The sequence below is a fragment of the Plebeiibacterium sediminum genome (assembly GCF_026013605.1).
In the GTDB taxonomy this organism is placed as follows: Bacteria; Bacteroidota; Bacteroidia; order Bacteroidales; family Marinilabiliaceae; genus Saccharicrinis; species Saccharicrinis sediminus.
Genome location: NZ_JAPDPJ010000064.1, coordinates 1 through 26,831, shown reverse-complemented (window position 1 = coordinate 26,831; position 26,831 = coordinate 1). Strand labels below are relative to the sequence as shown.

Below are 26,831 nucleotides of genomic sequence, written 5' to 3'. Positions count from 1 at the left end.
TGTTTTTATTAATGATTATCCAGAACTCTGTGTGGAATGTGTCCATGTGTTATTAGTTCAAATGGACAATTGTATGTTTTTAATACTTCTTCAGAAATGATATTTGAATTGTGATAATGTAGTTTTTCATTAACACAGGCTATTGTTTTTACTACAGAAGAAATGGTTCCAATGTCGTGTGTAACCAAAAGAATAGCCATCTTTTGATTGAGCTCAATAAGATGCTGATACAATTCCTTTTCAAAGTTCTTATCAACATAAGTGTTTGGTTCATCTAATATTAAAAGCTCAGGATTATTGATAATAGCTCTACATAGGTAAACTCTCTGCATTTGGCCTCCTGATAATTTAGAAATAGGATTGTTTTGATACTTTTCTAATCCCATTTTAGATAATAAATCAATAGCTTTTTGTTTCTCTGGTCTTGAGAAACGTTTAAATGGGTTGCCATTCATTAAACCTGATAGCACAACGTCAATTACTTTTATGGGGAAATCCTTATCAATTGTATTAATTTGTGGTAGATAACCGATGTTTACCTTGTTGTACGATTTTTCTTTGTAAGAAATTTCACCGTTGAGAGGTTTTAATAATCCAAGAATTACTTTTAATAAAGTAGATTTACCTCCTCCATTAGGACCAATAATACCAATAAAGTCATTCTTGTAAACAGTAAAGTTTATGTTTTTAAGAATGATTTTATCAGGTGAATATCCTGCGGATACATTTTTAATATTTATGATGGGTGTACGGTCCATACTTTGGATATATCTATTTTTTAGGAATAATAAAAATGCTTACAATATAGTTTCAAGTTTATTTAATAAGTCTTTCATTTCAGTTTCATAATCCTCTTTAAGAGGATGAACTTCAATAATATCTATGTCAAGTTCTTTTGAAATAATTTCTGCATTTCTTTTGTCAAACTCCTCCTGTACAAAAATTGCCTTAATATTCTCTAATTTTGCAAAATCAATTATTTTCTGGATCCATTTAACGCTAGGTTCCTTACCATTATGCTCAATGGATATCTGTTTTAATCCGTAATCCCTTGCAAGATAGGTGTATGCAGGATGAAATATTAGAAAACTTTTGCCCTTAAAGTTGTTTAGTTTTTGTGTATATAGAGAATCAATATTTATTAATGAATCCCTTAAGGTAATGTAATTCGATTCTATTGTTTGTGTTAATTCAGGATAATTATGAACTAAAATGTCTTTGGTATTTTCTACAACCTGAAGCATGGTTTTTGGTGATGTCCAGATATGAGGTTCAATACCCCCCTCATGGACATGATCACCATGTATTTCAGCCTCTCCCCTTATGAATTCTATGCCTTTAGATGAATCTTCCACCTTAAGTTGTGGATTTAATTCGCAAAAACGATCAATCCATGCTTGTTCAAAACCTATATTTCCAATTTTAATGTATAGATGTGAATCGTTAACATCTTTGATTTGAACTGGTGATGGAGAATAGGTTGCCGGGCTATTCCCTTGAGTTACCATAGTTGTAACTTTAAAATCATCAGGGACTAATTGGGATACTAATTGCTTTTGCGGAAGTATGCTTACAACGATGTGATTTTTGTTACCCACCTTATTGGAGCAAGAAGAAATAAATAATCCTATAGTTAATATATATAATGCAATTTTGTTCATGTGTTTAATTTTCTTTAGTGTTTCCTTTATTAACATTGCAAAACTTACAAATGCCTTCAATAACAATATTTGTTTTAGATTGAATATAACCAGTAGGTAATGGTTTTGTTTCATTTATATAATCATGCAGGCATATCACCTTATCGCACTTATTGCAATGAAAATGTGCATGTTCCGGATTTTCTGTATTATGATCCTCTGGATTAAAAAAATTATAGCATGTAATTAATTCATTAACTTCAATTTTGTGTATTACCTTCTTAGCAACTAATGTTTTTAATGTTCTGTAAAGTGTTACTCTGTCAATTTTAGAATCCCATTTGTCTTCAATCTCTTTGGCTTGCAAAGGATAGGGGTTGGATGCTAAAATTTTTAAAAGCTGAACTCTTGTTGATGTTGCCTTTATTCTATTCTTGTTTAAAAAATCAGCAATATCCATGTGTTTAATTTTTCGTAAAGATATGAGAACTTTATTCTAAATGCAACAGTGTTGCAACAAAAATAATACAAAAGGAGTAGGATATATATGCTTTATTTAGAAAACTTTATGTTTTAAATATCGTTTATAAAGGAAATATAAAACATATAAAATAAATAGATATGAAGAATGTGGTTTGTCCGATTTCAAGTGAGAAGGTTTTCGTTAATATTCCAAGGATAACAGCTTTGTTAGTTCTTGGTTTACTTACGACATATTTATTAAGTAATCAATTAATGGTTTTAGTCCTGTTAGTTATCGATTTCTTTATTAGAGGATTTGCAAAAACAAAATATAGTCCAATTGCTTTTTTGTCAAAGAAGATACATGGTCAATTTTCCTGGGGTAATGAACGCTTGATTAATAAAGCTCCTAAAATTTTTGCAGCCCGATTAGGTTTTGTTTTTACTTTTATAATCCTAGCATTAAGTGTGTTTGGTTTTGAAAATCTGAGTTATTTATTTTCAGCAATACTCATATTATTTGCCGGATTAGAGTGTGTAGTTAATTTTTGTGTAGGTTGTTGGGTATTTACTCTATTTGTTAATCCGTTTTATTCAAAAAATTAATTGTTTTCAAATAGTTGAAACACTTCCTTAATATAGGTTTTTGATACAGGAACTTCAATAGGTGGATCAGTTTCAATCTCCAGAATATGACCACCTCTTTCTCTTCTGATAACTTTTATTTTATCAAAATTCACCATATAAGATCTATGACACCTTGTTATTGGATGGTTAATAAATCTCTGCTCTAAATTTTTAATGGTATTCCTTAAAAGAAATTTACTAATAGCGTTATTCTTATTATAATAAATTGTAACATAATTATCTGCTCCTTTAATATATAGAATATCATCCATTTTTAAGGTTATACGCATAGTTCCTTTTTCATCAAGAAAAGGAATCATTGAGTTCGCATCAAATTCTATTTTTTCTTCAGATTCAATGAGTTCCTTTATTTTATGGTTTTTATCTAACCATGAAAAGTACAACCATAAAACCGCATATGGCAAAAGTAGTACTAAAGCTGTATTTTGAACAGATACATTAAAAACCTCAAGATAAGTTCGGTTGTCATCTTTAATAAATACAGATTCATATATAGTAAAGAATAAAGCCATACAGAAAACTTCGAGCATGATAATTAAGAGAAATGCCCATAGTTTTGTTTTGATTTTCTTCTTGTTATAGTGATATAATATGACTCTTGAAATAACTGCAACAAGCACTCCAGTTAATATAATAAGGCTTGAATAGAAGAATAATTCCTGAGATTTTAATGATAAACCAAACCAGTTTCTAACGTCAAAAGGAGAATAGAGGTTAATAAATAGTAAGGCAAAGCCAGCCGTAAAAAGAACTAAGCGTGTACTGTTCTTTTTAGAAACTAAATATGCTGGTATTAATTGGTTCAAATCCATATCATCCACGAAAGTAATTATAAATTTGATCAACTAAATACATTTAAAGAGAAAAATTGTCAAAACCAGAGGAAAATACATTTGAAAAATACATCCCTTATTTGCAAAATTCACCCCAGAATACCCATTTTTAAACCAACACAGCGGGTACAATACCATTTTGTTGGAGAAGTCTTCAGTGTTTTGTTGGTTTGTACTGCAAGAGAATAAAACGCTTGCTTTTTATTATTGAATTAACCTTGAATGAGGGGAATGATATAATGAGAATGATTGAAAAAAATAAGTAACTACTATTTTTTTACCCTTTTCGATTTTGCTAGTGCAAAAGAAGCTGTTGCCAAAACGTTGGAACAGCTTTTTTTATTTTTAAGAGGTGATGTTAGAAGGAAGTTTTGCGTATGGTTCAACAAATATTAATATCAATTATCATGCGAATTTTAGCTCTCGAACACAAAACTTCCTAAGGAACTTAATAATTTTAATTTAATTCAGGTTAATAATGAGCATGGTATGCTAATTTCATAACATGTGGTTTTACTAACCTTTCAAAATCGGCGTATTTCATTTGAATGAGCATGCTGTGTGTTCCTGCATTAAATGCAATAAACACATCCTCTCTTAATGCTTCAGCTACATAAACAGGCATGTCGTAAAGGTTGCCGAAAGGAGGCATAGCTCCAACTTCACAGTTTTCAAATAGATCTTTAAACTCCATTTCTGTGGCTAATCGTATGTTTTTAGCACCTGTTGCCATTTTTAGCAATCCTATATCTATTTGCATATCTCCAGGCAGTACTACCATACTCATTTGGTTATCAATTTTCATGATGACCGTTTTAGCTATTTCTTTTCCTGAAATATGTGCATCAGCAGCTGTTCTTTGCGCGGTGTAAGTTTTATGATGCACGATTTTGTTGAAAGAAACATCTTGACTTCTAAGATAAGTTTCCAGTTTAGATAGTGGCATAATAACTCCTCCAATTATTAATTATTAAGAACTAATAAGTTAATAAATTTGATAGCTAAAGTAAAGAGGAAATGTAAATTAAACCATGTAATTATTGTATGGAAACATGGTAGCTATGATAAAAAATAAAGCCTCCCATAATTTGAGAGGCTCCAAAAATATTTTTATCTGTTTGAAAGTTTATTATCCTATTAGTAATTAGATAATGCATTTCTTAAAGAATCAAATCTTGAATCGTAATCCTGAGCAGATAATTTAATAATGTGTTTGGCTTCTTCTGCATTATAGATATGTGTGATTTCACAATCTGCATTTAAACCTGGCATATCTTTGTAAGTTAAGAAATAGTGCTTTAGTCTGTTAATTACTAATTCAGGTAATTCGCTGATATCTTTCATGTCACCATATACAATGTCACCTTTAAGTACTGCAATGATTTTGTCGTCAGCCTGATTTCCATCTAGCATTCTGAAACCACCAATTGGTGTTGCTACAGCTAAAATATCTCCGTGAGGAACTTCTTTTTCTGTTAATACGCAAATATCCAACGGATCACCATCTCCTTGAATATCTTGTCTTCCTGATTTTTCTGAGCAAAACTCGCCAATTCTTGGTCCACAATATGTTTGCGGAATAAATCCATATAATGCAGGAACAACGTTTGAATATTTCTGGGGTCTGTCAATCTTTAAATATCCAGTTTCTTTGTCAATTTCGTATTTAATGGTATCAGTAGGTACAACTTCAATAAAACAAGTTACAGTATTGGGAGCTTCAGGACCTATATTAATTCCATGCCAAGGGTGCGATTTATAACGTAATCCCATTAACCTTCCAATAGGATCCATTAGACTGTTTGTCGTAAACTCGTCTGCCATATAAGTATTTTTAGTTTTTGATCATGCAAATGTAATTACTTAAAAGTAAAAATCACATCAGATAAACTAATTCTGATGTATTTATCCTAGCCATCCAGCCTTATCCAGGTTTCTGTAGTTTACTGCTTCAGCCATATGGTGTGTTTGTATTTGCTCTTGTTCGTCAAGGTCAGCAATAGTTCTGGCTACTTTAAGAATTCTATCGTATGCACGAGCTGATAGATCAAGTTTTTCCATGGCATTTTTTAAGATTGTCATAGCATTCTCATCAGGTTTGGCATATTTGTGTTGAAGTTTTGATGTCATTTGTGCATTACAATGAATATGTTCTTCATTTTTGTATCTGATTTCCTGAATCTTTCTGGCTTTTATAACTCGTTCTCTTATTTCGCTACTTTTTTCTGATGATTTTGCGTTGCTAAGTTCTTTAAATGGAACAGGAACAACTTCAATTTGAAGGTCAATTCGATCTAATAAGGGTCCGGATATTTTGCTTAAATATCTCTGTACAATTCCAGGACTACAAACACATTTTTTATCCGGATGATTAAAGTATCCACAAGGACAAGGATTCATACTGGAAACAAGCATGAAACTAGCAGGATAGTCGATACTAAAGCGTGCTCTTGAAATACTAATTACCCGATCTTCCAAGGGTTGTCGCATCACCTCCAGAACGGTTCTTTTAAATTCTGGAAGTTCATCTAAAAATAAAACGCCATGGTGTGCTAAAGATATCTCTCCAGGTTGAGGAAAGCTTCCTCCGCCTACTAAAGCTACATCGCTGATTGTATGATGTGGAGATCGGAAAGGGCGGTGTGTAATTAATGAGGTATTATTCTGTATCTTACCTGCTACCGAATGTATTTTTGTTGTTTCAAGAGCCTCGTCAAGTGTAAGAGGCGGTAATATGGATGGAAGTCGTTTTGCAATCATTGATTTACCGGCTCCAGGAGGGCCAATCATTATTAAATTGTGGCCTCCTGCAGCTGCAATTTCCAAGGCACGTTTTACACTTTCTTGACCTTTTACATCAACAAAATCCAGATCGTTATAACGTTGCTGCTGAAAAAATTCCTTTTGTGTGTCAATGTGAATAGGTTTAAGTTCAACTTCATCATTTAAAAATGCTGCAACTTCTGAAATATTCTCCACACCATAAACATTTAAACCTTCAACTACAGCTGCTTCTTTAGCATTTTGTATGGGCATTATAACTCCTTCAAAACCTTCTTCTTTGGCTTTTACAGCAATAGGTAGTACACCCTTTACAGATTGTAAGCTACCATCTAATGATAACTCACCCATCATAATGTATTTGTTTAGTTTTTCATTGGATATTTGATTAGAAGCGGCTAAAATTCCGATGGCAAGAGGAAGATCGTATGAAGAACCTTCTTTTCTTATGTCGGCTGGAGCCATGTTGATAACAACTTGTTTTCCTGGCCATCTGAACTTGCTCTCTTTTAGTGCAGATTGTATACGTTGTTGACTTTCTTTTACGGCATTATCAGGTAGACCTACAAGAAAGAATTTAATACCTTGAGAAAGGTTTACTTCTATGGTGATAGTATCTGCGTCGATGCCCGTTACAGCAGCGCCATATGTTTTTACTAACATAGTTTTAGGTTTTGTAATGTTAATAATTAGATTTATGCTCTAATTAATTTTAAAAAATGATTTATTAAAGATCGTTAAGTGTTTGAAATATAGTTGTTATTATAAATGATTTATCTGACTAAGTTATGGAAAAATATATTTTGTTCAAAAATGAGATTTGCAATTATTCGATTTATAATCAGATTAAGAGGTAAGTTCTCTGAATATATCTTCCATATTCTGTTGTTCAATGTTTAGTGTAATAATCTTTTTATTGTTTATAACACTCCAATCGTAAATTTTTTCTCGAATGTCAGAATCTGCAATAATCTTTAGATGATTATCAGAAATAAAATCAACGTGGCTAATTTCCTGAATTGATTTAATAGCTTCCTGATCAATTTTTGAAATAAACTCACAATTTATAACATGCTTATTATGTGATGAAACCTTGGATAAGTTTGAGGTTTTTTCGTTGGCTACAATTTCACCTTTTTTTATAATGATAACTCGCTCACAAATGGCTTGAACCTCTTGCATAATATGTGTTGAGAGCATAATGGTTTTTTGTTCGCCAACTCTCTTTATAAGGTCTCTGACTTCGACAATCTGGTTTGGATCAAGTCCTGTAGTTGGTTCGTCTAATATGAGTACTTCAGGATCTGGTAAAAGAGCTTGAGCTAAACCAACTCTTTGTCTGTAACCTTTTGAAAGTGATTTTATTTTTTTCGTGCTTTCCGGCGTTAGTCCGGTTATACTGATAACTTCCTCAATTTTTGACTTGGACTGTTTACCCAGTTTGTAAATTCCGGCTATATGTTTTAGATACTCTTTTACATACATGTCCAGATATAATGGATTATGTTCGGGTAAGTAGCCAATCTTCTTTCGATACTCAAGGCTATTACTAGCCACATCCATTCCGCATACTTTTACAATACCTGATGATTGAGGAAGATAACCGGTAATAATTTTCATCATGGTAGATTTACCTGCACCATTAGGTCCAAGGAAACCTACAACTTCTCCAGCTTCTATTTCAAATGATATATTGTTTAATGCTTTTTGAGCTCCAAATGTTCTTGTAATTTTGTTTACAGATATGGACATGTTAAATTATTTTAGTTGTAAAGGTAATAAGCCTGTTCGAATTAAAAAGTTCCAGCCAAGCAAAAATTCTTACTTTTGTAGTGAAAAATAAACAATGTGATGAGCACAGATAATTATTGTATAGATATATTCAATTATAAAAGATATAAAACTTCTGAAGTAAATGTTGGAGGTGTAAAAATTGGTGGAGTTAACCCTATAGTTGTTCAATCAATGACTACCACTAATACAAATGATACTAGTGAAACAATTGAGCAAATAAAAAGGATTTGTGATGCAGGTGGGCAAATTGTTAGAATGACTACTCAAGGAAGACGTGAAGCCAATAACCTGGAACACATCAGAAAAGGATTAACCGAGGATGGTTATGATGTTCCACTTGTAGCAGATGTTCATTTCAACACAAATGCCGCATATATAGCAGCAGAGTTTGTTGAAAAAGTAAGAATAAATCCAGGAAACTTTGTGGATGGTGCAAAACGATTTGCTCAGATTGATTATACAGATGAGGAATATGTAGGTGAGTTGGTTCAAATAAGAGAAAAGTTGGTTCCATTGCTTGATATATGTAAGAAAAAAGGAACAGCTTTAAGAATTGGGACTAATCATGGTTCGTTGTCCGATAGAATTATGAGCAAATATGGCGATACTCCCATGGGTATGGTGGAGAGTTGCATGGAGTTTCTTCGTATTTGTGTTGAGGAAGAATTTTTTACCGTGGTTTTAAGTATTAAAGCCAGTAATGCAAGAATCATGGTTCATACAGTACGTTTGCTTGTGCAAAAAATGCATGATGAAGGAATGAATTTTCCCTTACATTTAGGCGTTACCGAAGCGGGAGAAGGAGAAGATGGAAGAATACGTTCTGCCGTAGGAATTGGTACCTTATTGTCTGATGGTATTGGAGATACAATTCGAGTTTCGTTAACCGAAGATCCGGAAAATGAAATCCCTGTTGCTAATTCTATAATAAATCATATCGCTCAAAAGGAGACTCATTCGCCAATTAAACGAATTGAAAATGTGCTATATTCTCCATTTGAGTATAAAAAAAGAAGTTCAAAAGTTGTAAATAATATTGGAGGAAGTTGTTTTCCAGTGGTTATTGGAAGGAGTTCGGATAATGACGATGCACCGGATTATGTTTTTGTAAATTCTACTTCGGAATTGCAGGAGGGTAAATCGCATATTGTTGATTATGATTTGTGGAAACAGTGTGAGAATAGAGTAAATGTATTTCCATGTATTGATGTTAATAAATATTTGTGTACTTCTGATATTCAGTCAGACTTGATCTTCTTACGTCTGAGTTATTCGCAAATGAGCGATGAAGTAATACAGAAAATTCAAGAAGCACATAATTTGGTGATTGTTCAGGATGTAGAAAGTGCAAATTCTGTAGCAGAGCAAAGAGCCGCATTTCTTTTATTACAAAATTCGGGTATAGAAACTCCTGTAGTAATTTATCTGAATTATAAAGGCGTATTTTTAGGGGATCAACAAATTGCAGCATCGTGTGATGCAGGGCCACTTTTTTTAGATGGTTTTGGTGATGGCTTGTGGATTGATTCAGATGATAAAACTTCTTCGATTGTTAATTCTACAGCTTATTCAATTTTACAAGCGGCACGTGTACGTTTTTCAAAACCAGATTATATTAGTTGTCCGGGATGTGGTAGAACATTGTTTGGTCTTCAGAAAACTACGGCTATGGTTAAAGAAAGAACAGCTCATTTAAAAGGATTAAAAATTGCTGTCATGGGTTGTATTGTGAATGGTCCCGGAGAAATGGCCGATGCAGATTATGGTTATGTTGGTTCAGGACCAGGGAAAATAACTTTATATCACCAGAGACAAGTAATTCGTAAAAATATAGGAGAGAAAGAGGCCGTTGATGAATTAATTAAGTTAATTAAAGAAAAGGGTGATTGGATTGAACCAGAAAAAAATTAATGGTCGTTCATCAATAAAAATCATAGTACTATCAAGATTACCTATCAATTTATATAAAAATTGTATCTTTTTTTAATGTATTAAAAGAATTAATGTATTTTTAAAGCCTTGATGCGATGATATTTTATTGCAATCAACATTATGTTTTTTTATATTGCATAGCCTAATAATCCCTTATATTAATCAATGAAACGACTTTTGTACTTATTCCTTTTTGTAGCATTTTTTACTCTAAATGCTAATTCACAAGAAATTGTCCTGAACGGAACATTTCAAGGAGATAATTTATTTGTAAAAAATCCTTTCTCTCCAAGTGGGGTCGGTTTCTGTGTTTATGAAGTTAATGTAAATGGATTAACTTCAACAGATGAAATTAACTCAAGTGCTTTTGAAATCGATTTGAGTGTATATGGTTTTAAAGTAGGGCAGGAAGTTACTGTTGCTATTAAGTATAAAGAGAATTGTCTTCCTATTGTATTAAATCCTGAAGTATTAAATGCTCGGTCAACTTTTGATGTAAAGTTAATAAATATTGTTGATGATAAAATTAAATGGTCAACAATGAATGAAGCAGGCAGGTTACCTTTTGTTGTTGAGCAATACAGATGGAATAAGTGGATAGAAGTTGGTCGTGTAAATGGAAAAGGCATTATTTCAGAATCTAATTATGAGTCACCAGTAAGAATGCATTCTGGTGAAAATAGATTTAGAGTAAAACAAACAGACTATCGTGGAAAACCAAGATATTCTGATGAAATTACTTATAGTTCTACAAAAACTGTGGTATCCTATAGTCCTTCAAGAGTTGATGATTTATTAACATTTTCTGCTCCTACTATGTATGAAATATATGATGAGTTTGGAGGAATTGTTTTCAAAGGTTTTGGTGATAGTGTTAAAGTAGGAGGATTACAAAAAGGTAAGTATTATTTAAATTATGATAATCAATTAGGAACATTTGTCAAAAAATAATCAAGTGTTGAATAAAATATAGGGGCCGAATGAATTTCATTCGGCTTTTTTATTGTAATAATGTGATTTATTGGATGTCAATTGGAGGTGTTTAATAAAATTTATACAATTTAGATGTTCACCTTATTAAACAATTGATTAATTTTACGGCCTTAAAAATTGAAATTAAATATGGAACAAATGCGCAGAACTAAAGTGGCTGCTATTCTTAAAGATACAGAATACGGCAAGGAAGTAAATATAAAAGGATGGGTAAGAACTCGAAGAGGTAATAAGTTTGTGAATTTTATCGCACTTAATGATGGTTCATCTATTCATAATTTACAGATTGTTGCAGATGTTTCGAAATTTGATGAGAGTCTAATTAAAAGAATTACAACAGGATCTGCAATTTCTGTTGTTGGAACATTGAGTGAATCTGCTGGGGGAGGTCAAAAAGTAGAAGTTCAGGCTAATACTATTGAGATTTTAGGAGATTGTAATGCGGATGAATATCCATTACAGCCCAAGAAACACTCGCTGGAGTTTTTAAGAGAAATAGCTCACTTACGTTTTAGAACCAATACCTTTGGTGCTATTACTCGTGTGCGTCATGCAATGATTTTTGCAGTGCATAAATTCTTTTCAGAAAAAGGATTCTATAATATTCATACACCTATTATTACAGCTTCAGATGCTGAGGGTGCTGGTGAGATGTTTAGGGTAACTACAATGGACGTAAACAATATACCTAAAACAGAAGAAGGTAAAGTTGATTATAGCCAGGATTTCTTTGGGAAGTCTACAAATTTAACGGTTTCAGGACAGTTAGAAGGTGAGTTGGCAGCATTGGCAATGTCAGAGATTTATACATTCGGACCGACATTTAGAGCTGAGAATTCAAATACGGCACGTCACTTGGCTGAGTTTTGGATGATTGAGCCTGAAATGGCATTTTATGATCTTAATGATAATATGGATTTAGCTGAAGAGTTCACTAAATATTTGCTAAACTATGCTTTAGAGAATTGTAGTGAAGATCTTGAGTTTTTAAGTAATCGTCAGAAAGAAGAAGAAAAGAATAAGAAGGACGAAGATCGTTCAATGGAACTTATTGAGAAATTAAAGTTTGTTGTTGATAATGATTATGTGCGCTTAACTTATTCAGAGGCGATTGATATTTTAATGAATTCAAAGCCGCATAAAAAAGGTAAGTTCCAATATCCAATTACTGGATTTGGAAGCGATTTGCAGGCTGAGCATGAGCGTTATTTAGTAGAAAAACACTTTAAAAAACCAGTTATTCTTACTGATTATCCAATGTCAATTAAAGCTTTCTATATGAAGCAAAGTGAAGATGGAAAAACAGTGAGAGCTATGGATGTATTGTTCCCTCAAATTGGTGAAATTATCGGTGGATCTCAAAGAGAAGAGGATTATAATAAACTGTTAGAAAGAATGCGTGCTCTTGATTTGCCAGAGGAAGAAATGTATTGGTATTTGGATACCAGACGTTTTGGTTCTGTGCCTCATAGTGGTTTCGGATTAGGTTTTGAACGCTTAATGTTATTTGTTACTGGTATGGGAAATATTCGTGATGTGATTCCTTTCCCTCGAACACCTAAGAATGCTGAGTTTTAAAAAAAAGAAAATAAGATTTTCAATAATTGTAAGCCATCTCAATCAATTTGGGATGGCTTTTATTTTGTTGTTTTTTTGATGTAAATTTGGCTGACCCAAATAATTAGCTGATGTATAGAATTATAATTGCCTTATTTGTTTCAACCTTTACATTATGTAATGTATGTGTTGCCCTAAATATAGAAAGTATTGATAGTATCAAATCGGAAATTGATCGATTGAGTGGTGATGATAAACTGGAGGCCTTATATAGATACTCCTTTGAATTGTCAACTAGTGATCCTGATTTTTCTAAAGAGTTGTCTTCTGAACTTCTAAAATTATCTGATAAAACCCAATATAGATATAAAGCCTTGGCATATTATAATTATGGAGAGGTTTATTTTTATCAGGAACAGTTTGATGATGCGCTTTTATACTATAAAAAAGCATTGCCTTATTTGTTGTTGTGTAAAGATAGCTCTATGCTCTCTGCTAACTATAGTAATATAGGACTGGTTAACTATTATAAGGCTAATTACGGCGAGGCTATTGAAAATTATGAAGGATGTTTGGCTATTGATAAGAGTTTAAATGATAGTTTGGGAATAGCAAAAACATATCAGAATATGGGATTGGTATTTGGAGAATGGGGCAATTCCGATTTGCGAACTACATATTTTAAAAAGGCTTTAGAGATTTATAAGAAATTGGGGGATAAAATGTCTGTTGCTGATATAAATTTGAATCTTGGAGTTACGGAATCCAGAGATGATAATTTTAAGTCGGCAAATAGATATTACGAACATGCTTTAAAGGTTTACAATGAATTAGAAGACAGTAGCAGGGTTGCTTCAGTTATGAACAACTTAGGGTGTAACTATCTAAAAATGGAAAAGTATGATCTGGCCAGATCTTATTTTACAAAATCTGTTGATCTATTTGAAATTCTGAACAATAAATCCGGAATGATTCATGCTCTAAGTGGATTGGGGGATGTGTATGCTGTTCAGGGATTTAAGTCTAAGGCTATTGAGTTATATAAAAGATGTGAAGAATTAAATAAGGAGGTTGGTTTGTTGGAATCGCGAATGGATAATTTGTATAGTTTGTATGAAACATATAAAGATATCAAGCATTTTGAAGATGCGATTCGTGTAATAGAGGAGTATCATAGTATTAAGGATAGTCTTTTTAATGATGATCAGAATAATAAAATGCTCGAGTTGGAGAGTAAATATATTTATCAGAAAACTCAAAACCAGGTTTCAGAATTGACAGCCAAAAACAGATTGTACCTTTTTGTTATTACAATAATTGTGTTTGTTATTTTGTCGGGAGTTGCTTATTGGATATTTTATCTAAGAACAAAACGATTAGAGGAAAAGCAGCGTTTGTTGAGGTTAGAGCAAAAAGTTCTGAGAACGCAGATGAACCCCCATTTTATATTTAATTCCTTATCTGCTATTCAATGTTATGTTTTGGATAATAAAGTGGCAGATGCCGTTGATTTTTTGGCTGATTTTGCCGGGTTGATGCGTATGGTTTTGCAGTATTCGCAAGAAGAATATATTACTTTGGCACAGGAAAGAGAAATACTTGATTATTATATAAATCTTCAAAATAGGCGGTTTGGAGATAAAATAAGTTATAATATTATAGTAGATGAAAAGCTGGATAATACAAAGACTATGATTCCTCCTATGTTGGCTCAACCTTTTATTGAAAATTCATTTGAACACGGTGAGTTATTTAAAAGAAAAGATGGTAATATCACTGTAAGTTTTACAAAGCAAGGTAAAGTGATTTCTTATTGTGTAGAAGATAATGGTGTTGGTGTTGATGAATCAACTGTGAAAAAAGAAAAGAACTCTAAAAAGCATAAATCCTTGGCTTTAAAAATTACTCGTGAACGACTGAATTTGATTAACAATAAGGATAGGAGTAATAAAGTTGGATTGACGGTGGAAGATCGTCGAAATTATGGAGCAGAAGGAACTCGTGTTGTATTTACTATTCCTTTGATGGAATCCAATTAGTTTATTTTCTTCCAAAATCGGCGGGGATTTCGCCCCATAATTTAGTTTCCCATTTTAAAATAGGTTGTGTGTAGCTATTGTTTTTTAGCCAATCTTCAGCTCTTTTTATAACTTGAAATAGTTGTTCTGTTTGTTGGGTCCGATCAAGTTTTGATCTGCATTTTTTAGCTTTTATCCAAGTCATAGCAATCTTAGAATCTGAATATATTGGTATGTTTAATTTGTGTTGTTTTTGGTATGCTAGTCCATGAACAATAGCTAAAAATTCACCAATGTTATTTGTACCTAATTCAAATTTTTGAACAAAAGCTTGCGTTCCTGTTGCTGTATATACGCCTTGATACTCCATTACTCCGGGATTACCACTACAGGCAGCATCTACGCTTAGGCTGTTTTGGATAATGTTGCTGTTGCTTTTTAATGTGTGTTGAAGTTTCTTGTCATTAGAATCTTTTTTGCCCCAGTAAAGATCCGGATCTTCTTCAAAGGCAATTTCAGCTTCTTCCTGGGTAGGGAATCCTTTGTATTTTACATTGCTTACTCCTTTAATGTTTTTTTGGCATTCTTCCCAGCTCGTATATATTCCGGGAGCATGTCCATTCCAAACAACATAAAATCTATTTTTTTTAGCCATAGGAATTAGCCTTTTAAAGCAGGTAAGAATTGTGAAATCAGATTAGCTAAGTTTGAAAGGAATAATCTTATTGACATGGCCAAAAGAATGATGCCAAAGAATTTCTGTAAGAGATAGATTCCTCCCTCTCCAATGATTTTTTCAACTCTATCGGTTGTTTTTAATACCAGAAATACAATTACAATATTTAATATTAGTGCAATAATAATATTAATAGAGTCAAATTCTGCACGTAGAGAAAGCAGCGTTGTAAATGAACCTGCACCTGCAATTAATGGAAATGCAATAGGTACAATACTGGCTCCTGCCGGGGAATTATCGTGTTTAAAAATATTGATGCCGAAGATCATCTCAAATGCCATAACTAATAATACAAATGCACCAGCAATGGCAAATGATGAAATGTCAACTCCAAATAAACTAAGTAAAGGTTCTCCTAAAAAGAAAAATAATAGTAATATACTTAAGGATACTAATGAAGCTTGTAATGCATTGATTTTGTTGCCTTGCTTTTTTAAGTTAATAATAACAGGAATTGATCCGAGAATATCTATTACGGCAAAAAGAACAATAAAAGCTGATAATATTTGTAGTGCATTTAAATTCATCTTCTTGATTTTAATGTTTAGTTGTGCAAATGTATATTAAAATAATATACAAATCTTATGATAAAATTTAGATTTTTGGTTTGTGATTGTTTTTGATATTGTATAATTGAGGATTTATGTGAATTAGGATGTTTATCGGGTTAATGATATACCGATACGTTGGTAGTTGTATATAATAAAAAAAGCAGCCGGGATATTCCCGACTGCTTTCATCAAATATTTAAAAGCTATGGTTATGAGCTTATTAGTTGTAAGAGCTTTGGCCGTGCTCGTGAATGTCAAGACCTTCTCTTTCTTCTTGTTCTGTAACTCTAAGTCCAACAGTTGCTTTAAGAACTTGGAATAAGATTAATCCTAAACCGAAAGCCCATGCACCAATTGTTACAACACCAATTGCCTGGCTTAAAAGTAGTGAAGCACCACCGCCGTAAAATAAACCACCGTCAGTAGCAAATAATCCTACTAATAATGTACCTAAAGCACCACATACTCCGTGTACAGAAATTGCACCTACAGGATCATCAACTTTAAGAACTTTATCAAATAATTCAATTGAGAATACAATTACAAAACCTGCAATGATACCAATAAGAACAGCTCCTGTTGGGCTTACTACATCACAACCTGCTGTAATTGCAACAAGTCCGGCTAAAGCACCGTTTAATGTCATTGAAAGATCCGGTTTTCCGTAACGGAACCAAGTAACAAACATTGTAACAACAGCACCTGCAGCAGCAGCTAAGTTAGTTGTAATAAAGATTTTTGCAACAGCATTTGCGTTGTCTCCACTGATTGCTAATTGAGATCCTGGGTTAAATCCAAACCATCCCATCCAAAGGATGAATACACCTAGTGCACCTAATACCATGTTGTGACCAGGGATTGCGTTAGCACTACCATTGTATTTTCCTAAACGAGGTCCGATAGTCCAGGCTCCTGCTAGGGCTGCCCATCCTCCAACAGAGTGTACTACAGTAGAACCAGCAAAGTCATGGAATGGAGTTTCCATAGTTGATAACCAACCACCTCCCCATACCCAGTGACCTGATATTGGGTAAATAACAGCGGTAATTACTACTGAAAAGATTAAGTAAGTACTAAATTTAGTACGTTCAGCCATTGCTCCTGATACAATTGTTGCAGCAGTTGCAGCAAATACGGTTTGGAAAAATAAGTTATGATAATCTCCCTCTACGCTATAAAAGAAATCGAATGCACCATAAAATGATCCTTCGCCACCATACATGATACTATATCCGATAATCCAGAATAGTAATGAACCAAAAGCGAAGTCCATGAAGTTCTTCATGATAATGTTACCAACGTTTTTAGCTCTTGTAAAACCTGCCTCTACTAAGGCGAATCCTGCCTGCATCCAAAATACTAATATGCCGGCTACCAGAATCCATAATATGTCTAAAGCACTGTTTGCGTCCATAATATTGTCTTTTTTAATGTTTTTAAATCAGATTAGTTTTGTGGGTTGGTTACTTTACATATAATGTTTCAGGACCTGACTCGCCAGTTCTAATTCTATATGTTTCAGCAATGTCAGTAACGAAAATTCTTCCGTCTCCTATTTCTCCAGTTCTTGCAGCTGACATTAATGCTTGCACTGTTTTTTCTAAATTTTCATCACGAACGATGATTGAAAGTAAACGACGTTCGATGATACTTGTGTCATATACAGTTCCTCTGTATAAATGACCCTCTCTAGCTGTTCCTACTCCACGAACATCCCAGTATGAAAAGAAAGTAATGTCTTGCTCTTCAAGCGCTTTTTTAACACTTTCGTACTGTGTTAATCTGATGATTGCTTCAATTTTTTTCATGTCTTTTACAATTAATTCGAGTATAGCATTCCTATTATAAGTTGAATCAACTTATTTAGATTCTCGTGATTAATAACTTATTGGTTGTATTTTTAAAAGAAGGTGAAAAAATTGTCTGTATGGTAATAAGGTGGAAAATTATACCCTTTTCCAGTTAATTAACGCATATTGGAGAGAACAATTGCTTGGTTTTCAGTGTTGAGAAATGATTACAGGCCAACAGTCTCACCTTCTTTTTTATTTTTTATAGAGAGAAACCAACTACTAAGTGATACATTTCAGTGTTTGGATTAAGAATTACTTGGCCAAAAACTGGTAATGAAAACTTCTCAGTTAATTCAACTTCTTTAGAAACTGTAAGTGCAATATTTGAGATTTGGAAATCGTCACCACCAGTAGCAGTAACCCAACCATTTCCACCTCCAACAGCTAAAGATACATTGTCAGTGAATGCATATCCAGCTTCAAGATAATATGTACCATCTTGAGTGTTTGTTGAGTTGTTGAAAATGTAGTTTGCAGCAAAACTTAGCGAACCAGTTTCATAACCTGCATTTAATTCAAATGAATGAGTTGATACAGCTTTGTCAGTTTCGAAAAATGACATTGTTGGATAATAATAATCAGTTAATCCGAAGCTTAATCCGTTGTCAAATCCAAATGATAAATAAAGATCAGCCTCCTGAAGAGAAGCAAAGTTTGTTGAATAAGATCCCCATGCTCCAATAGAAAATACTCCAGTTGAGTATTCAATTCCTGGTTGAATTGCAGGTTCACTGTCTTGAACCGCTCCGCGGAAAATGTAATTTGAAACAAAGTCAGCTCCAACAGAAAATTGAGCTTTAGCTGCAGTTGCAGCAAAAATAATAGCTAAAAATAAAAATACCTTTTTCATTTTAACAGGTTTTAAATAGGTTACACATTTTATAAAAAATTGATAAACGGGGTGTTTTTGTTGGGGTGATGAAATTAAAAAAGGAACTTTTTCCTCTTTTGGGGTGTCGTTTATCAATAATCACATTGCAAAAATGTAGTTTTTTTTATTTCTGCCCAAATTTTTCATAGGTTATTTTTTAAAAATTCACATTAATTATGAATTAACCCCTATAAATCGATAGTAAAAAGGTTGTTTAATATATAAATTGTAAGTTGAGGGGGTTAAAAATAGGGGTTGAAGTTATAAATAGTAAAAATAGAGAGTTGTAGTGCTCTTTTTTGTATGGATTTAATGAGTAAAAGAATCAGCTTTTATAACATTAATTGTTATCTGTTGATAAAGTAGTATAATATATAGTATTATATTGTACTTTTGAATTTGCTGAAGAAGTAATGACGATACTTTATACTAATTAGGTTTTCTGAAGTAGATCATGATTTAGTGATATTAAATTATAATAAACATATATTAAGCTTCTTTATGCTTGCGAGGCTAGTAGTGTGGTGGTGTTTGTGTTTTTCTGAAGCCAAAAAGAAGTATCTATTCAACTGTTATATAGCAATCGTTCGATTTTAACCTCTGAATCGAGTATGATAAAAATCATAAAAAAAACATTGTAAAAGTCATCTTTTAACAGTTATTAAAATACCACACCTTGGAAAATATAATTAAATAAGCTATTTTTGCTTCCGTTTTCGAAGTAAAAGTGTTGAATAAATTATAATTGCCATTTATTATTATCCTTTTTTTAAGAATTAAAAGGTGTGTAAGTGGTAAAGAAATGATCAGTTGATTAAGTTATCAACTCTTGTTCAGAATTATTCCTTCTTTATTAATATATAGATATGATGCAAAAGAGATTTCCAAAGGCAATTGGATTGTATGATCCTGCCAATGAGCATGATAACTGTGGGATTGGGTTTGTAGCAAATATCAATGGGCAACAGTCTCATGATATTGTTAACAGAGGTCTTGAGGTTTTAGTTAATATGACTCATAGGGGTGCCGAAAGTTCAGATAATAAATCTGGAGATGGAGCCGGAATATTAATTCAAGTACCACACGAATTTTGTAATTCATTAGAATTTGATTTGCCAGAAGCAGGAAAGTATGGGACTGGTTTATTATTCTTACCTGAAGAAGATAGAGAAGCATTGCTTTGTCAGGATGAATTAAATAAAAATCTTCAGGAAGAAGGTCTTGAATTAATTGGGTATAGAGATGTACCAGTGGATAGCAATGTAATTGGAGAAATTGCAAAAAGAACAGAGCCTAAAATCCGTCAGGTATTTGTAAAAGGTAAATTCGAGCAAGATAAAATTGAGAGAAAATTATTTATTGCTCGTAAGGTAACTGAAAGAGCTATTCGTGAATCAGATTTAAAAGAAAAGGAAGCTTTTTATATTCCTAGTCTTTCTACTAAGATCTTTATTTATAAAGGAATGTTAACCCCTGATCAGGTGGGGGCATATTTCTTAGATCTTCAAAATCCTAAATTAAAGAGTGCGATTTCATTAGTTCACTCAAGATTTAGTACAAATACATTCCCTGCATGGGATTTAGCACAGCCTTTTAGAATTATGGCTCATAATGGTGAAATTAATACTATTAAGGGTAACAGGTTGTGGATGCAAGCACGTGAATCATTATTAAAATCTGACTTATTTGGTGATGATCTTAAGAAAATCTTCCCGGTTATTGAGCCAGGAAAGAGTGATTCTGCTTCGTTAGATAATGTTTTAGAGTTTTTATTTTTAACAGGAAGAACATTGCCTCAGGCATTGAGTATGTTAATTCCTGAGTCTTGGAATGATAAAAACCCTATTCCAAAAAGCTTAAAAGCATATTATGAATACCATTCAACAATAATGGAGCCATGGGATGGTCCTGCTTCTATTGTGTTCTCCGATGGTAGATATATTGGTGGAACCCTTGATAGAAATGGTTTACGTCCTTCTCGTTACGTTATCACAAAAGATGATATGATTGTAATGGGATCGGAAGTAGGTTGTCAGGTATTTGCACCAGAAGAAATTAAAGAAAAAGGTCGTTTGAAGCCTGGTAAACTATTATTAGTTGATACTAAATTAGGAATTATTATTCCTGACCAGGAAATCAAAGCCCAACTGTCAAAAAGATATCCTTATGAAAATTGGTTAAAAGAAAACCGTATTAGATTGAAGGATATTGAAGTGAAACAAAGAGTAAAATCTTCTGTTGAAAACTATGATACATTCGTAAAGGCGTTTGGTTATTCAAGAGAAGATATTAAAATGCTTATCGGTCCAATGGCACAGGCTGGTATGGAGCCTGTTAATTCAATGGGTAACGATACTCCTATTGCAGCCCTTTCAGATAAGCCACAAAGATTATTTTCTTATTTCCGACAGTTATTTGCTCAGGTAACTAACCCACCTATTGATCCAATTCGTGAAGGTTTAGTAATGGCACTGACAAATTACATTGGTTCAGCTTCTAAGAATATTTTAGAGTATAGTCCAGCACATTGTCGTTTAATTAAATTTGAGAGCCCAATTGTAACCAATACGGATCTTGGAAAAATTAAAGATTATCGTAGAGAGGAGTTTACTCAAACTACTATTCCTATGTTATATCCTGTTAAAGAGGGTGGCGCAGGATTAGAAAAAGCAGTTGATGCAATGTGTTTAGCTGCTGAAAAAGCAGTTGATGAGAAGAAAAACTTTATCATCCTATCAGATAGAAATATAGATAAAGATATGGCTGCGGTGCCATCTTTATTGGCTGTTGCTGCTGTACATCATCATCTAATTAAAAAGCAGAAACGTATGCAAACCGGTATCATTGTAGAAACCGGAGAAGCTCGTGAAGTAATGCACTTTGCTTTGTTATTAGGATTTGGTGCCAGTGTAATTAACCCATATTTGGCTTTTGGAGCTATTGATGAGCTAGTGAAAAAAGGTGACCTTGATATGGACTATGCGCAAGCTCGCGAAAACTATATCAAAGCTATCGATAAAGGATTGTTGAAGATTCTTTCTAAAATGGGTATCTCAACATTAAGAAGTTACCACGGAGCTCAAATTTTTGAAGCTGTTGGTATCTCTCAGAAGATTGTTGATAAGTGTTTTACAGGAACTGCCTCTAAAATTGGAGGAGTTGGATTTGAAGAGTTAGCTCGCGAAGCAGAAATGTTCCATGAGAAAGCATTTGCTGCCATTCAGCCAAATGAAATTCTTAACAGTACAGGTGCTTATGCTTACAGAAAATATGGAGAGAAGCACGGATGGAATCCTGAGACAATTGGTTTACTTCAGTGGTCAACTAGTCAGGGAGACTATAGTAAGTTTAAAGAATACACTAAAAAAGTTGAGGAAGACAATAAGAATCCATTATTCTTAAGAGGATTCCTTAAATTAAAAGATAGAGAACCGATTGATATTAATGAGGTTGAATCTGTAGAAAAAATTACAAAGCGTTTTGTTACAGGTGCAATGAGTTATGGTTCTATCTCTAAAGAAGCTCATACCGCTCTTGCAATTGCAATGAACGAAGTGGGTGGTAGAAGTAATACTGGTGAAGGTGGTGAAGATGCAGAAAGATTTAAATCTAATGCACGTAGTTCTATCAAACAGATTGCTTCTGGTCGTTTTGGTGTAACCAACAATTACCTTGTTAATGCTGATGAGCTTCAAATTAAAGTAGCTCAGGGTGCTAAGCCGGGTGAAGGAGGTCAGTTACCAGGGTTTAAAGTTGATAAGATTATCGCTAAGTTGAGAAACTCAACTCCTGGAATTACCTTGATTTCACCTCCTCCTCATCACGATATTTATTCTATTGAGGATTTAGCTCAGTTGATTTACGATTTAAAATGTACCAATCCAAAAGCTGACGTTAGTGTTAAACTGGTATCAGAAACAGGTGTTGGAACAATTGCTGCTGGTGTTGCAAAGGCACATGCAGACTTAATTGTAATTTCAGGTACAGAAGGTGGTACAGGAGCATCTCCTACATCATCAATCAAGCATGCAGGTATGCCTGTTGAGGTTGGTTTAGCTGAAACACAACAGACGTTAGTAATGAACAACCTTAGAGGTAGGGTTAAGTTACAAACAGATGGTCAGCTTAAAACTGGTTTAGATGTGATCAAGATGGCTATTCTTGGAGCAGAAGAATTTGGTTTTGCAACTTCAGCGTTAATTACTTTAGGATGTATTATGATGCGTAAGTGTCACTTGAATACATGTCCTGCTGGTATTGCAACTCAAAATCCAGAGTTGAGAAAACGTTTTATTGGTAAATATAAGTATGTAGTAAACTTCATGACCTTTATTGCTCAGGAAGTTCGTGAATATCTTGCTCAGATGGGATATAGATCTCTTGAAGAGATTATTGGACGTACCGATTTAATGGAACAGGATCCTAACGTTGGAAACTGGAAAACAAAAGGTATTGATATGAGTAAATTACTTCATTTCCCTGAAGAAGCAAAAATATATCCTTTACACAATACTACTACACAAAAGCATGGTATTGATGAAGTGATGGACTGGCAGTTGATAGATGAAGCTCAACCAGCTTTATTAAATCAGTCAAAAGTTTGGATTGCTAAAGAAATTGGAAATACAGATCGTACTGTAGGTTCAATGCTTTCTGGAGAAGTAAGTAAACGTTATGGAGAGTTAGGGTTACCTAAAAATACCATTAACTGTAAATTCAGCGGATCAGCCGGACAAAGTTTTGGAGCATTCCTTTCAAGAGGGGTTTCTTTTAAACTGGAAGGTGATGCCAATGATTATTTAGGTAAAGGATTATCTGGAGGTAAAATTATTGTTGTTCCGCCAGCTGGATCTACATTCAAACCTGAAGAGAATATTATTATTGGTAATACCGTTCTTTATGGTGCAACTGCAGGTAATGTGTATGTAAGAGGAGTTGCAGGAGAGCGTTTCTGTGTACGTAACTCCGGTGCTGCAGCGGTTGTTGAAGGTGTTGGTGACCACTGTTGCGAATACATGACAGGTGGTAGAGTAGTTGTTATTGGAAAAACAGGAAGAAACTTTGCTGCAGGTATGAGTGGTGGTATTGCATACGTTCTTGATGAAGAAGGTAACTTTGATTACTACTGCAATAAAGGTCTTGTTGAACTATCTCCGGTAGAAGATGCAGCTGATGTTCAGGAATTACAATTCTTGTTACACAAGCATTTATTGCATACTAACAGTGAGAAGGCTCAGGATATTTTAGTAAACTGGAATAAATATTTACCGAAGTTTATTAAAGTAATTCCATTTGAATATAAAAAGGTACTTCAGGAAGAGAAAGTTAAAGAGCTTGAGCAAAAGCTTAAAGAAACTGAAGATACACCTTTTGTAAATGAGTAATTAATTATCAAGTCTTTGAATAAAGAAGGAAGTCCGAAAACCATCGATACTCATCGGAGTATCGGTTTTTGGACAATCTTTTCAATAAAAATATAATATTATGGGTAATCCAAGAGGTTTTATAGAGGTACCGAGGAAAGAAAGCGGTAACCGTCCCATTAACGAGCGTATTGATGATTATGGTGAAGTTGAACAAACGCTCAACGAAGCGGATCGCGTCCTGCAGGCATCTAGATGTATGGACTGTGGTATCCCTTTTTGCCATTGGGCTTGTCCTGTAGGAAGTAAGATTCCTGAGTGGCAAGACGCAGTTTATAAAGGAGAGTGGAAGTTAGCAAGTGATATTTTACACTCAACTAACAGTTTTCCTGAGTTTACTGGAAGAATTTGTCCAAATCCATGTGAGAAATCATGTGTTTTAGCAATCCATAAAGAAGCTGTTACTATACGCGAAAACGAATGTTCAGTTGTGGAAAAAGCCTTTGCTGAAGGTTATGTTCAGCCAAGAGTGCCACAAGTTAGAACAGGAAAAAAAGTAGCTGTTATTGGTGGTGGACCAGCTGGTCTGTCTGCTGCAGATCTTTTAAATCAAATGGGACATAAAGTCACTGTTTTTGAAAAAGATGAAGCAGTTGGTGGATTGTTGAGATTTGGTATTCCAGATTTTAAATTAAATAAAAAGGTTATAGACCGTAGAATTGAAATCTTTGAGCAAGAGGGAATCGAATTTAAATACAATACTTATGTAGGTTTTGATATTAAAGGAGCGCAAATTCTTAAAGATTTTGATGCAGTAGTACTTGCAATTGGAGCCATGAAGCCTCGTGATCTTCCTGTAGAAGGAAGAGAGCTGAAAGGTGTTCATTTTGCTATGGAGTTTCTTACTCAACAAAACAGAGTTAACAGAGGTAATAAATTAAATGGTATTGAACGTATCGATGCTAAAGGTAAAAATGTTTTGGTTATTGGTGGTGGTGATACTGGTTCTGACTGTGTAGGAACTTCAAATCGTCAAAAAGCCAAGAGTGTAACTCAAATTGAAATTTTACCTAAACCACCAGAGGAAAGAGCTGCAGGTAACCCATGGCCTTACTGGCCTACTGTGCTTAAAACTTCTACTTCTCACGAAGAAGGTTGTGAGCGTATGTGGAGTGTTTCTACAAAACGTTTTATTGGTGCAGGTGGTAAATTAAAGCAAGTTGAGCTTGTTGAAGTAGAGTGGACTAAAGATGAAAACGGTGCCTGGAAAATGAATGAAAAAGCAGGTTCTGAGAAAATCATTGATGTTGACTTAGTTTTCTTATCAATGGGATTTGTTCACTGTATGCATGAAGGATTGGTGGAAGAGTTAGGCGTTGATCTTGATCAAAGAGGAAACCTTAAAGTAGGTGCTAACTATCAAACAAGTATTGATAAGGTATTTGCTGCAGGTGATGCTCATAACGGTGCAAGTCTTGTGGTTACAGCTATTCAAAAAGGTAGAGAAGCTGCTGATAATGTTAATAAGTTTCTTATGGAGAAATAATATGACTTTACTGTCGTATTTCGATTAGAATTATTAGATAGAAATATAAAGGGATGTAAACTATTTTGTTTACATCCCTTTTTTGTTTTAAATATATGATAATGAATTTATTAATTATATCTAATTGTGCTTGTTACTAACTTTTTTTTGAAAAAAATCAATTGGAGATTAAACCTTTATTAGATGACGGTATCAAAGACTATGTAGTAGAAAAGAAAATACAAGATTAGTAATATTAAAATTTTAATCATGAAAACAAGAAATTTATTATTATCAACATTAGTGTTATTGGGAGTGTCATTTACAGCTTGTGATAAAGAAGATACGAAAAGTTTAAGTAATGATATGGATGTAAACCTGGAAGAACAGACTGCTGCAGTAGACGATATCGTTGAGAGTGTGTTTGATGAACTAGATGCGTCATTAACTATGGATGTTGAGTTAGGTGGCACAACTGAATTAAAATCAGTTTATGAGGAAGTCGGATGTCCTACGGTAGATATAGTATTACCTGAAGAGGGAAGATATCCAATTCAAGTAACGTTTGATTATGGAACAGAGAATTGTGAAGATCGTCATGGTCGACTTAAGCGAGGAAAGATTGTTGTAATCAAAACAGGGCCCCATTGGGAAGCTGGTTCTGAAAGAACTGTTGAATTTGTTGACTTCTATGTGAATGAGAATAGGGTTGAAGGTACCAGAAAATTCAAAAATGAAGGTCAAAATAATGATCTTAATTGGCAATTTAGTATCAATATTGATGTAACGGTAGTAACAACAGAAGGTATTACCTGGACTCGTAAAGCAGATAAAATTAGAACAATGATCGCAGGTGCTGATACTCCCAGGAATATTTGGGATGATGAATTTTTGATTACAGGAACATCTTCAGGTACTTCTTCTGAAGGATATGAGGTGGCCAGAGAAATTACATCGCCATTGTATGTACAACGAATTTGTAGGTTTCCTTTATCCGGAATAATTGAAATTGTTAGAACTTACGCAGGAGAAACAGCAACAACATGGTTAGATTATGGTGATGGTGAATGTGATTATAAAGCAACAGTTTCTGATGAAGAAGGTAATGAAGTTGAAATTACTTTAGGAGGAAGATTTAAAAATAAATAGTGGTATTAACCTCAGTTCGATTCTTAAATTGCAGTATATCAATGAAATAATCGAAAATAAAATCATGTAATATTTTGAAATAAAAATGGATTTTGCTAATTTAAAAGTCTGACAAACAAATAATT

21 protein-coding genes are annotated in these 26,831 nt (G+C 33.6%); 8 read left to right on the top strand and 13 right to left on the bottom strand.

Going from position 1 to position 26,831, the window contains the following annotated elements:
* Positions 1-8: 8 nt before the first annotated feature.
* From OM075_RS20020 to OM075_RS20010, 3 genes are read right to left on the bottom strand one after another with little or no spacing between them, the layout of a single operon-like run.
* The gene (locus tag OM075_RS20020) at positions 9-758 is read right to left on the bottom strand and encodes a metal ABC transporter ATP-binding protein (RefSeq protein WP_301192329.1); all 750 of its coding nucleotides are present in this window, start codon (positions 756-758) and stop codon (positions 9-11) included.
* 39 nt (positions 759-797) lie between these two features.
* A complete protein-coding gene (locus OM075_RS20015; RefSeq protein ID WP_301192328.1) occupies positions 798-1,661 on the bottom strand; it encodes a metal ABC transporter solute-binding protein, Zn/Mn family in 864 nt (287 codons plus the stop codon).
* Between the two features lie 4 nt (positions 1,662-1,665).
* Positions 1,666-2,100, bottom strand: a complete 435-nt coding sequence (locus OM075_RS20010) for a Fur family transcriptional regulator (RefSeq protein ID WP_301192327.1) — start codon at positions 2,098-2,100, stop codon at positions 1,666-1,668.
* Positions 2,101-2,261: 161 nt separating this feature from the next.
* Between OM075_RS20010 and OM075_RS20005 the strand changes: the two genes are divergently transcribed.
* Positions 2,262-2,708 (top strand): DUF4395 domain-containing protein, encoded by a 447-nt coding sequence (locus OM075_RS20005; protein ID WP_301192326.1) that lies wholly within the window; start codon positions 2,262-2,264, stop codon positions 2,706-2,708.
* On the opposite strand, the gene OM075_RS20000 is transcribed toward OM075_RS20005, so the two are convergent.
* From OM075_RS20000 to gldA, 5 genes are all read right to left on the bottom strand, one after another.
* On the bottom strand, positions 2,705-3,595 hold the full coding sequence (locus OM075_RS20000) for a LytR/AlgR family response regulator transcription factor (protein WP_301192325.1): 891 nt from the start codon (positions 3,593-3,595) through the stop codon (positions 2,705-2,707). The genes OM075_RS20005 and OM075_RS20000 overlap by 4 nt on opposite strands.
* Positions 3,596-4,055: 460 nt before the next feature.
* Positions 4,056-4,529 (bottom strand): aminoacyl-tRNA deacylase, encoded by a 474-nt coding sequence (locus OM075_RS19995; protein WP_301192324.1) that lies wholly within the window; start codon positions 4,527-4,529, stop codon positions 4,056-4,058.
* 191 nt (positions 4,530-4,720) lie between these two features.
* A complete protein-coding gene (locus OM075_RS19990; RefSeq protein ID WP_301192323.1) occupies positions 4,721-5,407 on the bottom strand; it encodes an inorganic pyrophosphatase in 687 nt (228 codons plus the stop codon).
* Positions 5,408-5,488: 81 nt separating this feature from the next.
* Positions 5,489-7,027 (bottom strand): YifB family Mg chelatase-like AAA ATPase, encoded by a 1,539-nt coding sequence (locus OM075_RS19985; RefSeq protein ID WP_301192322.1) that lies wholly within the window; start codon positions 7,025-7,027, stop codon positions 5,489-5,491.
* 183 nt (positions 7,028-7,210) lie between these two features.
* Positions 7,211-8,116: a gliding motility-associated ABC transporter ATP-binding subunit GldA gene (gene gldA, locus OM075_RS19980; RefSeq protein WP_301192321.1), complete on the bottom strand. Its 906-nt coding sequence runs from the start codon at positions 8,114-8,116 to the stop codon at positions 7,211-7,213.
* 99 nt (positions 8,117-8,215) lie between these two features.
* On the opposite strand from gldA, the gene ispG reads away from it, so the two are divergent.
* The 4 genes from ispG to OM075_RS19960 all read left to right on the top strand — a co-directional run bounded on the left by ispG (position 8,216) and on the right by OM075_RS19960 (position 14,679).
* Positions 8,216-10,069 (top strand): (E)-4-hydroxy-3-methylbut-2-enyl-diphosphate synthase, encoded by a 1,854-nt coding sequence (ispG, locus tag OM075_RS19975; protein ID WP_301192320.1) that lies wholly within the window; start codon positions 8,216-8,218, stop codon positions 10,067-10,069.
* Positions 10,070-10,255: 186 nt separating this feature from the next.
* Positions 10,256-11,041: a hypothetical protein gene (locus tag OM075_RS19970; RefSeq protein WP_301192319.1), complete on the top strand. Its 786-nt coding sequence runs from the start codon at positions 10,256-10,258 to the stop codon at positions 11,039-11,041.
* Positions 11,042-11,221: 180 nt separating this feature from the next.
* Positions 11,222-12,661 carry an asparagine--tRNA ligase gene (gene asnS / locus OM075_RS19965; RefSeq protein WP_301192318.1) on the top strand — a complete coding sequence of 480 codons (1,440 nt, stop codon included), beginning with the start codon at positions 11,222-11,224 and terminating at the stop codon, positions 12,659-12,661.
* 110 nt (positions 12,662-12,771) lie between these two features.
* Positions 12,772-14,679, top strand: coding sequence for a tetratricopeptide repeat protein (locus OM075_RS19960; protein ID WP_301192317.1), 1,908 nt, complete (start codon positions 12,772-12,774; stop codon positions 14,677-14,679).
* 1 nt (position 14,680) lies between these two features.
* On the opposite strand, the gene OM075_RS19955 is transcribed toward OM075_RS19960, so the two are convergent.
* From OM075_RS19955 to OM075_RS19935, 5 genes are all read right to left on the bottom strand, one after another.
* Complete coding sequence (locus OM075_RS19955; RefSeq protein ID WP_301192316.1) at positions 14,681-15,313, bottom strand: ribonuclease H1 domain-containing protein; 633 nt, start codon at positions 15,311-15,313, stop codon at positions 14,681-14,683.
* Positions 15,314-15,318: 5 nt separating this feature from the next.
* Complete coding sequence (locus OM075_RS19950; RefSeq protein WP_301192315.1) at positions 15,319-15,921, bottom strand: MarC family protein; 603 nt, start codon at positions 15,919-15,921, stop codon at positions 15,319-15,321.
* Positions 15,922-16,165: 244 nt separating this feature from the next.
* Positions 16,166-17,359 carry an ammonium transporter gene (locus OM075_RS19945; RefSeq protein ID WP_301192314.1) on the bottom strand — a complete coding sequence of 398 codons (1,194 nt, stop codon included), beginning with the start codon at positions 17,357-17,359 and terminating at the stop codon, positions 16,166-16,168.
* Positions 17,360-17,408: 49 nt separating this feature from the next.
* Positions 17,409-17,753, bottom strand: a complete 345-nt coding sequence (locus OM075_RS19940) for a P-II family nitrogen regulator (RefSeq protein ID WP_301192313.1) — start codon at positions 17,751-17,753, stop codon at positions 17,409-17,411.
* A 244-nt stretch (positions 17,754-17,997) separates the two neighbouring features.
* Positions 17,998-18,648, bottom strand: a complete 651-nt coding sequence (locus OM075_RS19935; RefSeq protein ID WP_301192312.1) for a TorF family putative porin — start codon at positions 18,646-18,648, stop codon at positions 17,998-18,000.
* A gap of 887 nt (positions 18,649-19,535) precedes the next feature.
* On the opposite strand from OM075_RS19935, the gene gltB reads away from it, so the two are divergent.
* The 3 genes from gltB to OM075_RS19920 all read left to right on the top strand — a co-directional run bounded on the left by gltB (position 19,536) and on the right by OM075_RS19920 (position 26,706).
* On the top strand, positions 19,536-24,053 hold the full coding sequence (gene gltB / locus OM075_RS19930) for a glutamate synthase large subunit (RefSeq protein WP_301192311.1): 4,518 nt from the start codon (positions 19,536-19,538) through the stop codon (positions 24,051-24,053).
* A gap of 100 nt (positions 24,054-24,153) precedes the next feature.
* Positions 24,154-25,578, top strand: a complete 1,425-nt coding sequence (locus OM075_RS19925) for a glutamate synthase subunit beta (RefSeq protein ID WP_301192310.1) — start codon at positions 24,154-24,156, stop codon at positions 25,576-25,578.
* Positions 25,579-25,827: 249 nt separating this feature from the next.
* On the top strand, positions 25,828-26,706 hold the full coding sequence (locus OM075_RS19920; protein WP_301192309.1) for a cyclase family protein: 879 nt from the start codon (positions 25,828-25,830) through the stop codon (positions 26,704-26,706).
* Positions 26,707-26,831: the final 125 nt, after the last annotated feature.

Bases quoted from the DNA above. Each gene is read 5' to 3' on its own strand.
- OM075_RS20015 (WP_301192328.1), bottom strand. From the start codon at position 1,661: ATGAACAAAATTGCATTATATATATTAACTATAGGATTATTTATTTCT.
- OM075_RS19945 (WP_301192314.1), bottom strand. From the start codon at position 17,359: ATGGACGCAAACAGTGCTTTAGACATATTATGGATTCTGGTAGCCGGC.
- OM075_RS19970 (WP_301192319.1), top strand. From the start codon at position 10,256: ATGAAACGACTTTTGTACTTATTCCTTTTTGTAGCATTTTTTACTCTA.
- OM075_RS20005 (WP_301192326.1), top strand. From the start codon at position 2,262: ATGAAGAATGTGGTTTGTCCGATTTCAAGTGAGAAGGTTTTCGTTAAT.
- OM075_RS19995 (WP_301192324.1), bottom strand. From the start codon at position 4,529: ATGCCACTATCTAAACTGGAAACTTATCTTAGAAGTCAAGATGTTTCT.
- ispG (WP_301192320.1), top strand. From the start codon at position 8,216: ATGAGCACAGATAATTATTGTATAGATATATTCAATTATAAAAGATAT.
- OM075_RS19990 (WP_301192323.1), bottom strand. From the start codon at position 5,407: ATGGCAGACGAGTTTACGACAAACAGTCTAATGGATCCTATTGGAAGG.
- OM075_RS20010 (WP_301192327.1), bottom strand. From the start codon at position 2,100: ATGGATATTGCTGATTTTTTAAACAAGAATAGAATAAAGGCAACATCA.
- OM075_RS19950 (WP_301192315.1), bottom strand. From the start codon at position 15,921: ATGAATTTAAATGCACTACAAATATTATCAGCTTTTATTGTTCTTTTT.
- OM075_RS19985 (WP_301192322.1), bottom strand. From the start codon at position 7,027: ATGTTAGTAAAAACATATGGCGCTGCTGTAACGGGCATCGACGCAGAT.
- gltB (WP_301192311.1), top strand. From the start codon at position 19,536: ATGATGCAAAAGAGATTTCCAAAGGCAATTGGATTGTATGATCCTGCC.
- asnS (WP_301192318.1), top strand. From the start codon at position 11,222: ATGCGCAGAACTAAAGTGGCTGCTATTCTTAAAGATACAGAATACGGC.
- OM075_RS19940 (WP_301192313.1), bottom strand. From the start codon at position 17,753: ATGAAAAAAATTGAAGCAATCATCAGATTAACACAGTACGAAAGTGTT.
- OM075_RS19920 (WP_301192309.1), top strand. From the start codon at position 25,828: ATGAAAACAAGAAATTTATTATTATCAACATTAGTGTTATTGGGAGTG.
- OM075_RS19935 (WP_301192312.1), bottom strand. From the start codon at position 18,648: ATGAAAAAGGTATTTTTATTTTTAGCTATTATTTTTGCTGCAACTGCA.
- OM075_RS19960 (WP_301192317.1), top strand. From the start codon at position 12,772: ATGTATAGAATTATAATTGCCTTATTTGTTTCAACCTTTACATTATGT.
- OM075_RS19955 (WP_301192316.1), bottom strand. From the start codon at position 15,313: ATGGCTAAAAAAAATAGATTTTATGTTGTTTGGAATGGACATGCTCCC.
- OM075_RS19925 (WP_301192310.1), top strand. From the start codon at position 24,154: ATGGGTAATCCAAGAGGTTTTATAGAGGTACCGAGGAAAGAAAGCGGT.
- gldA (WP_301192321.1), bottom strand. From the start codon at position 8,116: ATGTCCATATCTGTAAACAAAATTACAAGAACATTTGGAGCTCAAAAA.
- OM075_RS20020 (WP_301192329.1), bottom strand. From the start codon at position 758: ATGGACCGTACACCCATCATAAATATTAAAAATGTATCCGCAGGATAT.